The sequence below is a fragment of the Bacillus badius NBRC 15713 genome (assembly GCF_001591605.1).
GTDB classification, from domain to species: Bacteria; Bacillota; Bacilli; order Bacillales; family Domibacillaceae; genus Pseudobacillus; species Pseudobacillus badius.
Window position 1 is genome coordinate 46538 of sequence record NZ_BCVF01000017.1, and the last position, 14983, is coordinate 61520.

Annotated in this window: 15 protein-coding genes and 1 pseudogene; 11 read left to right on the forward strand and 5 right to left on the reverse strand. The window is 43.7% G+C overall.

The window, feature by feature from the left end:
• Positions 1 to 95: 95 nt before the first annotated feature.
• Complete coding sequence (locus BBA02S_RS21460; RefSeq protein WP_306305183.1) at positions 96 to 254, forward strand: hypothetical protein; 159 nt, start codon at positions 96 to 98, stop codon at positions 252 to 254.
• Positions 255 to 267: 13 nt separating this feature from the next.
• Here BBA02S_RS21460 and BBA02S_RS21595 read toward each other — a convergent pair.
• Positions 268 to 348: pseudogene (locus BBA02S_RS21595) on the reverse strand (hypothetical protein); the annotation flags it as partial.
• Positions 349 to 558: 210 nt separating this feature from the next.
• Here BBA02S_RS21595 and BBA02S_RS10385 point away from each other — a divergent pair.
• The 3 genes from BBA02S_RS10385 to BBA02S_RS10395 all read left to right on the forward strand — a co-directional run bounded on the left by BBA02S_RS10385 (position 559) and on the right by BBA02S_RS10395 (position 2291).
• The gene (locus BBA02S_RS10385) at positions 559 to 1266 is read left to right on the forward strand and encodes a cytochrome c biogenesis CcdA family protein (protein WP_041100886.1); all 708 of its coding nucleotides are present in this window, start codon (positions 559 to 561) and stop codon (positions 1264 to 1266) included.
• A 101-nt stretch (positions 1267 to 1367) separates the two neighbouring features.
• The gene (locus tag BBA02S_RS10390) at positions 1368 to 1727 is read left to right on the forward strand and encodes a response regulator (protein WP_041100888.1); all 360 of its coding nucleotides are present in this window, start codon (positions 1368 to 1370) and stop codon (positions 1725 to 1727) included.
• A gap of 90 nt (positions 1728 to 1817) precedes the next feature.
• Positions 1818 to 2291: a CcdC family protein gene (locus tag BBA02S_RS10395; RefSeq protein ID WP_170808511.1), complete on the forward strand. Its 474-nt coding sequence runs from the start codon at positions 1818 to 1820 to the stop codon at positions 2289 to 2291.
• Between the two features lie 119 nt (positions 2292 to 2410).
• Here BBA02S_RS10395 and BBA02S_RS10400 read toward each other — a convergent pair whose 3' ends face one another.
• The gene (locus BBA02S_RS10400; RefSeq protein WP_041113168.1) at positions 2411 to 2836 is read right to left on the reverse strand and encodes a DUF2621 domain-containing protein; all 426 of its coding nucleotides are present in this window, start codon (positions 2834 to 2836) and stop codon (positions 2411 to 2413) included.
• A 208-nt stretch (positions 2837 to 3044) separates the two neighbouring features.
• On the opposite strand from BBA02S_RS10400, the gene BBA02S_RS10405 reads away from it, so the two are divergent.
• From BBA02S_RS10405 to BBA02S_RS10435, 7 genes are all read left to right on the forward strand, one after another.
• On the forward strand, positions 3045 to 4190 hold the full coding sequence (locus tag BBA02S_RS10405; RefSeq protein WP_041101049.1) for an exonuclease SbcCD subunit D: 1146 nt from the start codon (positions 3045 to 3047) through the stop codon (positions 4188 to 4190).
• Complete coding sequence (locus BBA02S_RS10410) at positions 4187 to 7327, forward strand: AAA family ATPase (RefSeq protein WP_041100892.1); 3141 nt, start codon at positions 4187 to 4189, stop codon at positions 7325 to 7327. Before BBA02S_RS10405 ends, BBA02S_RS10410 begins: the two co-directional genes overlap by 4 nt.
• Positions 7328 to 7448: 121 nt before the next feature.
• Positions 7449 to 8042, forward strand: coding sequence for an SCO family protein (locus BBA02S_RS10415; RefSeq protein ID WP_370670953.1), 594 nt, complete (start codon positions 7449 to 7451; stop codon positions 8040 to 8042).
• 212 nt (positions 8043 to 8254) lie between these two features.
• Positions 8255 to 8434 carry a hypothetical protein gene (locus tag BBA02S_RS10420; RefSeq protein WP_041100894.1) on the forward strand — a complete coding sequence of 60 codons (180 nt, stop codon included), beginning with the start codon at positions 8255 to 8257 and terminating at the stop codon, positions 8432 to 8434.
• A gap of 265 nt (positions 8435 to 8699) precedes the next feature.
• The gene (locus BBA02S_RS10425) at positions 8700 to 9938 is read left to right on the forward strand and encodes a PucR family transcriptional regulator (RefSeq protein WP_041100896.1); all 1239 of its coding nucleotides are present in this window, start codon (positions 8700 to 8702) and stop codon (positions 9936 to 9938) included.
• Between the two features lie 103 nt (positions 9939 to 10041).
• Entirely contained in the window at positions 10042 to 11154 is a 1113-nt protein-coding gene (gene ald / locus BBA02S_RS10430) for an alanine dehydrogenase (protein WP_041100898.1), read from the forward strand.
• A 193-nt stretch (positions 11155 to 11347) separates the two neighbouring features.
• The gene (locus BBA02S_RS10435) at positions 11348 to 11890 is read left to right on the forward strand and encodes a hypothetical protein (protein WP_041100900.1); all 543 of its coding nucleotides are present in this window, start codon (positions 11348 to 11350) and stop codon (positions 11888 to 11890) included.
• Between the two features lie 92 nt (positions 11891 to 11982).
• Here BBA02S_RS10435 and BBA02S_RS10440 read toward each other — a convergent pair whose 3' ends face one another.
• From BBA02S_RS10440 to BBA02S_RS10450, 3 genes are all read right to left on the reverse strand, one after another.
• A complete protein-coding gene (locus BBA02S_RS10440; protein ID WP_082028250.1) occupies positions 11983 to 12693 on the reverse strand; it encodes a L,D-transpeptidase family protein in 711 nt (236 codons plus the stop codon).
• Between the two features lie 187 nt (positions 12694 to 12880).
• Entirely contained in the window at positions 12881 to 14407 is a 1527-nt protein-coding gene (locus BBA02S_RS10445) for a solute symporter family protein (RefSeq protein ID WP_041100902.1), read from the reverse strand.
• A complete protein-coding gene (locus BBA02S_RS10450; protein ID WP_041113169.1) occupies positions 14404 to 14760 on the reverse strand; it encodes a DUF485 domain-containing protein in 357 nt (118 codons plus the stop codon). The genes BBA02S_RS10445 and BBA02S_RS10450 overlap by 4 nt, the downstream gene beginning before the upstream one ends.
• Between the last annotated feature and the right edge of the window lie 223 nt (positions 14761 to 14983).

Consider the following 14983-nt stretch of genomic DNA (forward strand, 5'->3'; position numbering starts at 1 on the left):
ACACCGTGTCTTTGGAGATTTATGGGGGAGGGCAGCCAGGAGGCAGCGGTCTATCCATGACGTTCCTAAGATATGATAGAAGGAGCTGCTTGCATTTGAAGCGTTTAAAAGGCGAATATAAAAATGAGCAGTTGTTTTTGGCAAACCTGCTCATTTTTAGTTGGGCAATTGTTTTCTATAGAGGGGAGTTGCAGAGTGAACGTATTTGCGATCGTAGTCATTTAGCAAAAGATCAAGCTCTTGGCTGCATTTGACGGCGAGTGGAGAGTTTAATCCTTTAATAGTGACAATTTGAAATAGCTCTAACCGCTTTTTCTCGATAGCATCCAGCAAGTCGTCTTTATGCACGGCAGAAAGTCCTTTCTATGTGATAATGGCTAGAAGTGTATTAGTTTCTCTAGTATACCCAATCTTTTACTTTTTTTCAAAAACAAAGTTATTTTTAATCAAAAAATTTCTTTTTTCCCAAGTAGAGGCAGACACAAATTATTCATATCTCTTTTTTTCGATTCCTGCTCCAAACTCTGCTACAATATCCATGAAAGGCAGGAGGTATGATTGAACGATCTTAACTTTTTTTTAGCTTTTGGCGCAGGGTTTCTCAGCTTTATTTCACCGTGCTGTTTGCCGCTGTATCCCGCATTTCTTTCCTATATTACCGGCATGAGCGTCAGTGACTTAAAAAATGAGAATAAAATGCTGCAGCGGAGAAGCTTGTTGCACACATTGTTTTTCTTGTTGGGTTTTTCTTTAATATTTGTTTCGTTAGGCTTTGCTTCAAGCTTCATCGGCAACGTTTTGTCTCAATATCAAGATTTAATTAGGCAAATCGGCGCTATTTTTATCGTGTTTTTCGGTTTGGTTGTGACAGGCATTCTGCAGCCGAAATTTATGATGACTGAACGGCGGCTTGAATTTAAAAACCGCCCGAGCGGATATGTAGGCTCCTTGTTAATCGGTTTAGCATTTGCTGCCGGCTGGACGCCTTGTACGGGTCCGATTTTATTATCGGTTTTTGCGCTTGCTGCAAGCAATCCAGGATCAGGTCTTTTGTATATGATTGCTTATACGCTTGGTTTTTCCATTCCGTTCTTCATCCTTTCCTTCTTTATCGGCCGCATGAAGTGGATTCGAACTCATAGCGGAGTGATTATGAAGGTGGGCGGTTACATTATGATTGTCATGGGAGTTGTCCTCTTCTTTGATTGGATGACAAAAATTATTATTTTCCTCAGTCCGTTATTTGGCGGCTTCCAAGGCTTCTAGCTTTATCCATTTGCGGATTGCCTTCCTTGGCCGAAACAGGTATATTTAGGATAAAGAGAAACGTTACATTATTTCCCAGAGAAAAGGGAGGCACGTGGCCGGTGGCAGGGGTATTAGTTGTAGATGATACGAAGTTTATGAGGATGGCGTTAGTAGATATGCTGACGAATCTGAATCATCAAGTGCTGGGAGAAGCTGAAAATGGAGAAGAAGCCATACAAAAATACCGAGCACTGAAGCCAGATATCGTCATCATGGATATTACGATGCCGATTATGAACGGAATCAAAGCATCCGAAACCATCCTGTCAGAGTTTCCTGAAGCAAAAATTATCATTTGTTCAGCGATGGGACAGCAGAGAATGGTGATGGAGGCAATTGAGGCGGGGGCAAAAGACTTTGTTACCAAGCCATTTGATGAGGTTCGTGTGAATGAAGCATTACGCCGTTTGCTTGCTTAAGCTGTTTTCTGTGAAAACAGCTTTTGTTTTTCGAAAGAAAATTGATTATAATAACTTAGCAAATGTAAAAGATAAGGAATGATGAAGATGATGCTTGTTGCTTCATCCGTATTAGCAGTAGTAATGGGAATTACGGTAATATTCATCCGCATGAAGGCCGCGAAGAAGCCGACTTCGGCTAATAAAATTATGCTGCCTCCCCTGTTTATGAGTACAGGGGCGCTGATGTTTGTCATACCGGAGTTTCGGGTTACTTCTATGGAATTATTAGAGGCTGTGGCCGTAGGCATGCTATTTTCAATTCTATTAATTAAAACATCAAATTTCGAGGTTCGTGATGAGGATATTTATTTAAAGCGGTCGAAAGCATTTCCGATTATTTTAATCAGCCTGCTGATTGTCCGGATCATCGGCAAAGTGATGTTAAGCTCGACCATTGATGTGGGGCAGTTGAGCGGAATGTTTTTTATTCTTGCTTTTGCTATGATTGTTCCATGGCGGATTGCCATGTACCGGCAGTACCGCAGCTTGCGTGCCACATTAAACCAAGAACGGCTTGATTGAAAAACTGAATTTCTTAAAAAAGGGCCTGCACATCGCTGCAAGCCCTTTTTAAATGGTAATGTTACAAATAGATGAATCGCCGGTGACTGCCCCAAGAAGTTTTGCATTCAATGACACTTTTAAAACAAGTGTTCATAGGGAGTCATATCAATCTGCATATCATTTAGTTTTTTGCGCAGAAATTTATGGTCCCTTTTCGGAGTGGCTATGATGTATCCGCGTATCACTAAATCTTGTGTGATTATGTCCGACTTTTCCTCTAACGCCAGTTCGCCGATTTTTCCGGCGATTTTTTGGCGCGCCACATCCCGAAAAAGTTCAGGCACCGGACTGACTAGCTCTTCCAGTAACTCCTTTTCTGGCTGCTCCCACATGCTTCTCGTTTGATCCACATAGTATTCTTCCCAGTCCATATCTGACTTTCCGTCTTCTTTTGGCAGTCTTTTTAAAAACTTGCGAAACATAAAAAATCCCCCGATCGCAAAGCTGCCGACCAGGATTACAACCCATATAATTATAAAGTAGGAAAACCAACCTTCCAGCATGGTGCTAACCTCCACATTTCTCTTCTGTCGCTACTAATTATAGACAAACGCGAAAAGGGATACAACCGTTAATGCAGAGTGTTCTGCTCAAAAGGAGGATGGAAGAAAGAGAATTTAACTATCCGCTTGCCGACAAGCAGAAAAGCGATTTGCTTTCTCTATAATTTCCGCTACTATGAAAAGAGAGACTTTATTAGAGGTGACAGAATTGAAATTTATACATACGGCCGACTGGCATTTAGGCAAGCTGGTGCATGGAGTTTATATGACAGAGGAGCAGCGGGAGGTTTTACAGCAATTTGTCAGACTAGTAGAAGAAGAGACGCCGGATGCAGTAGTGATCGCCGGTGATTTATATGATCGTTCTGTGCCGCCCACCGGCGCTGTCGAGCTGCTGAATGAGATGCTGTTTGCTATTAATGTAGAGCTGAAAACGCCGATCGTAGCGATTTCCGGCAATCATGACAGTGCTGAGCGGCTGTCCTTTGGCTCTTCCTGGTTCAGGCATAGCCAGTTTTATTTAAAAGGAAAAGTTGATGATCAATTTTCGCCTGTCCGGATTAATGGAGTGAACTTTTATTGCATTCCTTATGCAGAACCAGGCACCATTCGGCAGCTCTTTGGGGACAACTCGATCCATACTCACCAGGGTGCAATGAAGCGCCTGATAGGAAAATTAGAAGAAGAGATGGACTGCAGAGAGCCGAATATATTTGTCGGGCATGCCTTTGTTCTGGGCGGAAAGACGACAGATTCTGAAAGGACTTTATCCGTCGGAGGGTCCGGCTGTGTAGATGCCGGGCTGTTTGCGCCCTTTAATTATGCAGCGCTTGGCCATTTGCATAGTCCGGATGCTATTAAGCATGAGAAAGTCCGTTATTCCGGTTCGCTGTTAAAATACTCTTTTTCCGAGGCAAATCAGCGGAAAAGCGTGTCGATTGTAACAGTTGATGAAAAGGGAGCTGTTTCTATCGAAGAAAGAACGCTTCGTCCAAAGCGGGACATGCGGGTATTAGAGGGGACGCTGGAAGAGCTGCTGGACCCGGCCCGCATTCAAGCAGAAGCGACAGAAGATTATTTAAAGATCACGCTTCTTGACCGGGGAGCCATCATTGATCCGATGGGTAAACTGAGGCAGGCTTATCCGAATGTTCTTCATCTCGAAAGGAAGATTGACATGATCGATCAGCGCCAAAAGGAAAGCTACGGAATGAAGCGTGAAGAAAAAAAAGATGATATCGACTTATTTGCTGATTTTTATAGCGAGATGACGACCGATGATTTTACGCCGGAGAAGAGAAAGCTCATGGAGCGCGTCATTCAAGAAGCACAGCTGGAGGCGAATCAAAAATGAAGCCAGTCAAATTAATCATGCAAGCATTCGGTCCTTATGCGGGAAGGGAAGAGATTGATTTTAGAAAGCTTGAGAATCGGACGATGTTCGTCATTTCCGGTAAGACTGGATCCGGCAAAACGACCATTTTTGACGGGATTAGCTTTGCCATTTATGGCCGGGCAAGCGGGGAAGAAAGGACGGGAAGCGACCTCCGCAGCCAGTTTGCCAAGGATGAACTGTTAACTGAGGTATCGCTTGAGTTTTCCCTAAAGGACCGGAGTTACTATATTTACCGCTCTCCGCAGCAAGAAAAGAAAAAAGAACGCGGCGAGGGTTTCCGCACGATCAATGCCAAAGCTGAATTGTATGAAATAAGCGATACGGGAGAGCAGAAGCTGATTGCGGCCAATGTCAGGGAAGTGGACGAGAAAGTAAAAGAGATCATTCAGCTTGATGCTAATCAGTTCCGGCAAATTTTAATGATTCCACAAGGGGAGTTCAGAAAACTGCTCGTTTCCGACAGCAAAGAGAAGGAAAAAGTCTTGCAGCGCTTGTTCCATACGGAGTTTTATAAATTAATAGAAGAGAAGTTAAAGAACCAAGCAGCTGAATTAGCAAAAAAAGTGGAAAGCGGGCAAAGGGAACGAGCTCAGCTTCTTGGCGGCATTGAACCGGCAACCGCCGAAATGACGGAACTTCTGGAACAAAAGCCGCGGAATGAGGCAGCCATCCTTTCACAGCTGAAAGTAGATACTCGTTTGTTAGCTGAAAAATTAGCCGGCATGACAAAGGAAATTGAACAGCAGCAAAATGAACGGGATGAATTAACACGAAGCATCCACCAGGCGCAGCATATTATTCAACAAATGGCCCGCCAAAAAGAGTTAGAAACAGAGAAGAAGGAATTAGAAGATAAAAAGCCGGAAATGGCAAGAAAGACAGCTGAAATTGAATGGGCTGAAAAAGCAAAAAACTTGGGCCGCCAGGAAGAACTGTGCATGCAGCTAAAAGAGCATCTTGATAAAGAGGAAAAACGGGCTGAAGAGTCACGTACAGCACTTTTGAAGCAGCAGCAAGCTATTGAGGAAGCAGAACGGCAATGGCAGGAAGAAAACAGCAGGGAAGAGGAGAGAAAGCAAGCAGCAGAAGCTTTAAACAAGCTGCTTAGTCTTAACGAGGCCGTCTCCTCGCTCGATCAGGAAAAAGCGACTTTAAACCGCCTGCACGCTCAAGTGCAAGCGTATGAAAAAAAGCGGGAAGCACTTGCGGCTCAATCAGAACAAACGGAAGCTCAAATAGAGAAGCTCGAAGCGGCACTGGGCTCCCTGGATTATTGGCAGCGTGTACTTTATGACGAGGAAAAGAAAAAGCAAACAGTGGAAGCCCAAATGAAGCTTCTTGAGAAAATGATCAAGGGAACCGAACGAGTCAGCCGGCTGAAGAAGGAGGAGCAAGAACAGAAGAGGCGGTCTGCAGAGAAAGAACAGCAGCTGCAAGCGGCAAAAGCGCAAGTTCAGCAACTTGAGGAGGCTTGGCACAAGCAGCAGGCCGGCCTGCTGGCCCAGTCCCTTGTTGCGGGACAGCCATGCGCTGTTTGCGGTTCTGCCAGCCATCCTTCCCCGGCAAGCGCCCATGCGGATGCTCCCGAGAAAGAAGAAATGGAAGCGGCCAAACAAAAAGCGGCTCAAGCAGAAAAAGAACAGCAGGAAGCCGCCCGCGAGCTTGCCCGCATTCAGGTACATGTTCAGAAAGAAGAAGAATTGCTGCTGGAATGGAAGCAGGAAACAGCTGAGCTGGAGTTAAAGCTAGAGGATTCGGACTTGGCCGCCCAAGAAGTGCAGCTGGCTTCAGCACAAGCCGCTGCCGGACAAGCCATTCAGCAAGCGAATGAAAAGCTGCAGCAGAAAAGAGCATGGACAGAAGAGCGCAGCCGGCTGAACGAGCACTGGAAAGAGCTCCGTGCCGAAGTAACCAAATGCCAGCAGAACGAGCTGGAGGCCCGTGAATTATATGCGAGAAAACAATCCCGGGTGGAAGAGCTGTTCAAGCTGATTCCTGAGCCGCTTCAGCAAAAAGCAGCTTATGACCAGGCCGTACAGCATGCTGAAAGAAGCAGCCGAATTCTGGAGGAACGCTTAGCAGCCGCTTTGCAGCAAAGGCAGGCAGCCGAAACGGCCCTTGCAGCGGCAGAAGCCGGCTGGCGGGAAATTCAAAGTACAATTGACCAGCATAAGGAGCGGCTGGCGGCTGAGCGCACCCGGTTTAAGCAGTTAATGGAGGAAAACGGCTTTGGGGATTTTAAGCATTACGCAGCCAGCAAGCGGACAGACGCAGAGATTAAAAGGCAGCAGCAGGAAATTCACTCTTTTAATGAACGGCTTCGCTCGGTATCTGATTTGCTTGAGGAATTTACAGTCAGCCTCAAGGGAATTGAACAACCGGACCTCGCCGCATTGACAGCCAAAAAAGCAGAGATTGATAACCGGATAGCGGAACGGGATAAAGAGCGCCTGGCGTTGAATCATTTGATCAGCAGCTACCGGCGAATTGAGGAAAGGGCAGAGGCTATTGAGGAGCATCTGCGCGGCCTTGAAAAAGACTATAGTGTAGTTGGCCATCTTTATGACATTACCCACGGGAAAAATGTGCATAAGCTAACGTTCGAAAGATATGTCCTTGCCGCTTTTCTCGATGATATTCTTGTAGTGGCTAATGAGCGGCTTGTTAAGATGACAAGCGGGCGCTATACCTTGCACCGGAAAACAGACCGGGCAAAAGGGAACGCTCAAAGCGGATTGGAATTGCTGATTTTCGATCAATATACGGGGCAGGAACGCCATGTGAAGACGTTATCAGGCGGCGAAAGCTTTAAAGCTGCCTTGGCGCTGGCTCTTGGTTTGGCGGAGGTGGTCCAACAGTATGCCGGCGGCGTCTCTTTGGAAACAATGTTTATTGATGAAGGATTTGGCACGCTCGATCCCGAATCGCTGGATCAGGCAATTGAGGCGCTCATGGAAATACAAGATTCCGGCCGGCTTGTCGGCGTCATTTCGCATGTGCCGGAGCTGAAAGAAAGAATTGATGCGCGTCTTGAAGTAATGTCCACCCAAAGCGGCAGCTACACCCAGTTCCAATTAGCCATTGCCGCTTTATAGTGTACGTTAATGGACCGGTTTGTTCATAAATTATTCAAGATAACTACCTGCCTGCCGTTGTATTTGTTGTTTTTATGCAATAACATTATTTTAGATAGAATATTGCAGGAGGGAAAATGAATTGAGATACTTGCGTTCTTTTTTAGCAGCCGCTGCGCTGTCTACTGTGTTGCTCATAGCGGGCTGCGGCAAAAGTGATTTTGAAAGTAATATGGACGTTAAAATACAAGACTTTGAACATGTAAATCAGAATAACGAAAAAGTCAGTCTAGATGATTTAAAAGGAAAAGTGTGGCTGGCCGATTTAATTTTCACAAGCTGTACGACGGTATGTCAGCCAATGACAAAAAATATGGCTGATTTGCAGAAGATGCTCAAAAAAGAAGGAGTAGAAGACTACCGCATCGTTTCGTTTAGTGTGGATCCGGAAGTGGATACACCAGAAAAGCTGAAGGAATATATTTCTAATTTTGAAGTGGATGAAAAGAAATGGGATTTGTTGACCGGCTATGAACAGGATTATATCCGTGAATTTGCTGAAAAAAATCTGCAAACTTTGGCGATTCCTGACCCAAATTCCAATCAGGTTACACATGGCACAAGCTTTTATTTAATTAACAAAGAGGGCAAAGCTGTGAAAAATTACAGCGGAGCGGAAGACGTGCCATTTGAAGAAATTGTTCAAGATGTGAAAACACTCGTTGAAGAAAAATAAAATGGCTGTTTTTCAAGAAAGAGCTCCGCTACTGGAGCTCTTTTTTGATTAGGGGAAAATTAAAGGTAAAATGACCTATAAAATAAAAAACAAGACTTGACTTTGCTAAAATTAACAAAAAATTCACAATCATTTAATTGATTTTTCGGCTTAATTTGGGTAAGATGATTACACAGAAGTTTTTCTGAAAATTTTAAAAAGGGGTGAAATTTATGAACTACGGTGTTTATAAGTTCGGATCATTCAAGCAAATTAAGTGCGAGTGCGGCTGGGAAGGAGTCCGTGCTGACTTGAAGAAAGCCTTTGTAGTTCTTGAGCAAACCAAGTGCGGTTCTATCTTTGATGCAGAAGACGTTTATATTTGTCCGAACTGCGATTCCCGAAAATACTAATTTCTCCCGATCACTAGCCTTCTAGTATTCATTTCCCATTTGCCTGCCAATTTAGTAGATTGTCTGCTAATTCTTATCACTTCAGTCTTTTTAAACGGAGCCCGCCTATTCCCGGCAGCTCCGTTTTCCTATTGAGGGGAACTTTTGTGCAAGGTAACGGGCTGCCTTGTATTTCAATAGCAATAAGTGAAAAATAGCTTTCAAGCCATGCGCTCTAATAATATAATGTTGGTACAGAATGAAATTAAAGAAAGAAAGTGGTTATATGGAAAAAGTAACTGGAAACTTCTTCTCTAATGAATATGAATCACTCGAGATGCTCGCTGATTTAATTAGTGAAGAATTAGAATGTCCGATTACTATAGAGGATGATAATCACCGTATCATTGCTTATAGCCGGCATGAAGATGAAGTAGACCCTGTCAGAATTGCGACGATTATGCGACGGCGCGTGCCGGAAAACGTGATTAACAGCTTATGGAAAGTCGGTGCGATACCGAAGCTGTTTGAAACAGAAGAACCGGTGGTTGTGCCGCGGATTGACCAAGTGGGAATCAGAGAGAGGGTGGCTATTTCCGTTCGGAAGAACAAGGAAGTAGTCGGCTTTATTTGGGCGCATCCGAGCAAGCCGTTCGATGAGCAAAAAATTATCATCTTGCAGGAAGCAGCAAAAGCAGTGAAAAATCAGCTGATTCAGCGCCAAAAACAGAAAACAGAAACGGAAAAAAATTATGAAGAGCTTTTTTGGAAACTGCTCACAGGACATTTCACCCGTCTCCGTGATTTAGAGCAAGTAAATGAGCGCTACAACTTAGTGTTAAAAGGAATGATGACGGTTGTTATTGTTGATTTCCTGCAGCCGGTCAACCGATCGGTGGAACGCCAAACCAACTATTTGGTGGAAACGATGCAGCAGCTGCCGATTATCGCCAGAACATTTGATAATGGCCAATTGATTTTATTAGTAAGGCTGCCTGAGAAGGAGAAAGACCAGGCACTTTCTGATTTTATAAATAATTTAATCGGGAAAATCAAGGAGCGCCAAAACATTTCGGGAATTGTCGCAGCTTCGGGAAGCATGACGGATAATCCGCTGGCGCTTGCCCGCAGCTACCAAGAAGCGCTGTATGTATTAAAAGTGAAACAGCAGTTTCCGTCAGCTGCAGCTTCTATTTTTGGATATGAAAAGCTGGGTGTGTTTCAATTTATTGAAGATCTTGCTGTCATTAGAAAACGGTCGGGCTATCAAAATCTGGCTATTGAAAAATTAAGCCAATATGATGATAATCATCATGCCAATTTACAGGAAACAATTTTTACCTTTTTACAGTATGACGGCAATATGAATGATGCTGCCAAAGCATTGCATATCCATGCCAATACGCTGGCTTATCGGCTGAAGAGGATTTCTGAGATAGCTGATATTAATTTAAAGGATGCCAATCAGAAAATGACATTATACCTTGATTTGCTCATTAAACAACTAGAAGAAGAAAATTTGTAGAAAAACACAAAAACATCTCTCCGAATTTTTTATTTATAATGATGAAATGACGAAAAATATATCATAATATAGACGTATATTGAAAAGAAGGAGAGATGTTCAGATGATTATTGGTGTTCCTAAGGAAATTAAAAACAATGAAAACCGCGTAGCCATCACTCCAGCTGGAGTTACTACTTTAGTTAGAGCCGGACACAAAGTATTAGTGGAGAAAGATGCGGGTCTTGGAAGCGGTTTCACTAATGAAGAGTACCAAGAGCTTGGCGCGCAGTTGATTGACTCAGCAGCAGATGTATGGGCTCAAGCAGAAATGGTGCTGAAAGTAAAAGAGCCGATCGAATCGGAATACCAATATTTCCGTAAAGATTTATTGTTATTTACGTACTTGCATCTCGCAGCAGAGCCTGCCTTGACAAAAGCGCTTGTAGAAAACGGCGTAACAGGTGTTGCCTATGAAACGGTGTCAGTTAACCGCACACTTCCTTTGCTTTCACCTATGAGTGAAGTTGCTGGCCGTATGGCAGCGCAAATCGGCGCTCAATTCCTTGAGAAAAACAAAGGCGGCAAAGGTGTCCTTCTTGGTGGAGTACCGGGAGTGAAGAAAAGTAAAGTAACAGTTATCGGCGGCGGCATGGTAGGAACAAATGCGGCAAAAATCGCATCCGGCCTTGGAGCGGACGTAACGATTATCGATTTAAGTGCAGAGCGTCTGCGCCAGTTGGAAGATATTTTTGGATCCAGCGTTCAAACATTAATGTCCAGCCCATTTAATATTGCTGAAGCGGTTAAAGAATCTGACCTTGTCATCGGAGCTGTATTAATTCCGGGTTCAAAAGCGCCGAAACTTGTGACAGAGGAAATGGTGAAGTCAATGTCTCCGGGATCTGTCATTGTTGACGTAGCTGTTGACCAAGGCGGTATTTTTGAGACAGTTGATCATGTAACAACACATGATAACCCGACATATGAAAAGCACGGAGTTGTTCATTATGCGGTAGCTAACATGCCTGGAGCTGTTCCGCGCACCTCTACAGTAGCTTTGACAAATGTGACCATTCCTTACGCTTTACAAATGGCTAACAAAGGATTCACTCAAGCGATTCAAGAAAACCCTGCATTGAAACCTGGAGTGAATACTTATAAAGGTCATGTTACGTACGAAGCGGTAGCTAAAGACCTGGGATACGATTACAAAGCAGTAGAAGAGCTAATTTAACCCTTAAAAAACCTGTCAATAAAATGACAGGTTTTTTTATGGATAGTAAATCCTTATTCTTACAAATGTATCAATTTTGTTAAATCCTGTAAGGTTTTCTTTTTTGTCGAATGTTCTATGATATAATTTCTGCAAGATGAATGTGAGCGGCAGACTATGAGGAGAATAAACAGTAAAGGGCCAGGTGATAGACATGATTGTTAAACGCTCATCCATTAAAACGAGTTATTTCGGGAAAGCTCTTTTTTTGGTTCTTTGCGGCGCCTTGCTGTTTGTGGGAATTTCTCTTTATTATTTTAAAGAATACAAAGATGAACAGGCCTATGCCAAACAGCTCGAAGTGATTTATCAGTTGATGGACAAGAGTGCGGTGAAAGCAGAGTCGGTTGTTTCTAGCCATTCTGATAGCCAGGGAGTAGTTAGCCGTCAAGGAGAAGGAATTGTAGCTGGGCAGAGCCATTCTTATGAGGCAATGTCGGAGGCAGAGATGGCCCAGCAGCTGCAGCAAGATTCAGAAAAGTGCCATGATTTGCTGTCTGAACTCGCTGATCCTCCTGAAACGATGGCTGATATATATTCTGTTTTGCTCGATGTCCATATTACATACAAACAGTATTTACATTTGGCTCTTCATCCGCAAGAACCATCTGCTAATTTGACAAAGAAGGAAAAGGCATTAAACGAAGAATTGAAAAACGGATTAGCTATCGTTAAAAATAGAATGGAACAAATGTAGCAATACAGTTAAGTTTTAACCAAATAAAACAGAAAAAGGGATCAACAGGCGGCTGGCCTTTGGATCCCTTTTTCTGTTTTCGTTTGACCTCTTTATTTAGTCGAAGATCTAAGGTCGGCAAGGATGGAGGCTTGATCTCCGATGACAATTCGAGGCTGTTTGGACGGCATGATCCAGCGCATAACATACAGCAGCTGGCGTTCGTTAAGGGCTACACAACCGGCAGTAGGGCTTGAAGGGTTTCTCCATCTGTGGAGAAAGATAGCGCTTCCCTTTCCTTTCATGATCGGGTCTTCATTGTATTTGATAACAACGGCATATTTGTATAAAAAATGGTTCATTCGTTCGTAGGATTTCCACCGTTTATCCGGATTTCCTCTGTAATAGACCCACTTATTGTAATCGGGTGAACCAGGATCATCTACCCAATAATGATAGTGATTTGTTTGTGTATAGCGCATGTTTATCCGAGCTGGTTTTTGGGCAAACCCAAATCCTTCTCCGATAGGGAACAGCCCGGAAGGCGTGCGCCCATCTCCTTCTTTTTTAGAGGAAGACAGCCCATTTTTTCCTATAACAGCTGCTGTTTTGTAAGTTTGTATCCATTTGCTTCCTCTTTTTTCATACGTCCGCAGAGTTGCCTGATAGCTTGTTTGTTTTCCTTCCACCACGATGATCTGACTGCTGTCTTTGATAGCAGTTAATTGCTCAGACAGTTTACTTTCAAAAGAAGAGGGGGCGGCAGCTGAAGAGACAGAAGGAAAGCTCGCAATCAGTAAGCCCAGTAAAATCCATTTTCTCATATTTTCACCTGCTTTTTCATTTATGAAGCGTTGTTAATAATTGTTCCTTTCTCCATTTCGCTGCAGACAGCGTTTTCCGCGGGAGCCGCTTCATTATACGAATGATTAAGACATCAATTGTAAAGCATAACAGGACAGCCGGGAAAAGCCAAAAACAACAGCCTGAATCGGCTGTTGTTTTTCATGCCTATCCTTTAAACCCGGTATTTGCTTTCACTGTTACCTCTGCAAACTTACGGGCATCCGATTTCGCCGAAAGAACCGTGCCGATATAGCCGGCCAGGAAGCCGGCCGGTATAGAGACGATGGCTGGATTCGTGAGCGGAAATAGCGGAGTGCCGACAAAGATGGCTGTGCCTTCAGGTCCTAATACATTTGGACTGACAGCTACTAGGATCAGTGCGGATAATAGGCCGGTTAACATGGCGGAAACAGCCCCAGTCGTGTTAAAGCGCTTCCAATAAATTGTATATAAGATCACTGGAAGATTGGCGCTGGCAGCTACGCAAAAGGCAAGAGAAACTAGAAAAGCAACATTCATTTTTTGGGCGAACAAAGCAAGCAAAATGGAAAAGACAGCCACCGAAATGGAAGCATAGCGAGCAGCAAGCATTTGCTGTTTTTCCGTTACGTTGCCTTTTTTAATAATTTCGCCATAGATGTCATGGGCAAAGGCGGAAGCACCTGACAAGACCAATCCAGCTACGACAGCAAGAATAGTGGCAAAGGCCACAGCCGATACGAACGACATCAGCATGTCGCCGCCTAGAGCCTGGGCAAGCAGCGGAGCAGCCATATTGCCGGCAGCGTTGGCAGCTATGATGTTCTCGGAACCGACAAAGGCAGCGGCGCCAAAGCCAAGGAAGATCGTAAGAATGTAGAAGATGCCAACAATCCAGGTAGCATAAACAACAGAACTTCTCGCTGTTTTAGCGTCTTTTACAGTGAAAAAGCGCATAAGAATATGCGGAAGTCCGGCTGTTCCGAATACGAGAGCTGCCGTCATAGACAGTGTATCAACAGGATTTGTATATTTCACGCCGGGGTTTAAAAAGTTTTCGCCATGTGAGGTAGCTGACTTCACATCGGAGAACATTTCAAAAATGTTAAAGTGAAACTTCATTAATACAAGGAAAGAAATGATGACTGTGCCAATCATCAGCAGAACAGCTTTAATAATCTGTACCCAGCTTGTAGCCGTCATGCCCCCAAAGAGTACATAAATGGTCATCATGACACCGACGATCAAAACGGCTATCCAGTAATCGATGCCGAGCAGTAATTGAATAAGGGCGCCGGCGCCGACAAGCTGGGCAATCATATAGAAAATAACAATTGTAATGGTGCTGAGAGCAGCTGTCGCTCTGACTTTCTTTTGCTCAAAGCGGGCATGAATCATATCTGCCAGCGTGTATTTTCCTAAATTACGCAACGGTTCAGCCACTAAATAAAGTACGACTAAATAAGCAACAAGATAGCCGATGCTGAAAAAAAAGCCATCAAAGCCATTTAAAGCGATCGCGCCGGCGATGCCAAGGAAGGAAGCTGCTGATAAATAATCCCCCGCAATGGCCAGTCCGTTTTGCCAGCCTGTCAGTCCGCCTCCAGCTGTATAAAATTCACTGGCTGTATTTGTCCGTTTGGCCGCAAAGTAAGTGATCACAAGAGTCAACCCGACGATTGCCACAAAGAATACTAAACCGACGATACTCATAATTGCTGCTCTCCTTTGTCCTCTGCTTGAAAGTCGTTCAAAATCTCATCTGACAGTTGGTCGAATTGGTTGGCCTTCCTTACGTAAATCATGCTCAGAGACCAAGTCATGATAAATTGAGCGAACGCAAAAATCCAGACCCATGAAATGGGGCCGAGCGCCGGTTTATTTAAGATGTTTGAGTAGGATGTGAGCAACGGCAGCGAAAAATAAAAGAGCAGAAAGAAGACGGAAAGAGGGACGAGAAACTTGTTTTTACTTTTCACCATTTGTATAAACTTTGGACTTGAGGCAATGTTTTCATAGATGGTTTTTTCTTCTTGGAGCGGGGATTTCAATTTGGTATTTTCCATAAACATCCTCCTTGGTTAATAATTTCTTGAAATTATAAAAATTTCAGAATTATATATTAATTTTAAAGAAATTTTGCCAGTTCTGCAATAACACACGGGAAATCAGACTGATTAGTTTTAGACAAGGTTCGACACTGCAGGCAGAGAATAGCGATTTCCTTTCTAAAAATGTCTTCTTTTGGTATTTTGATATATAATGATACGTAAATAACTTCAACAGATT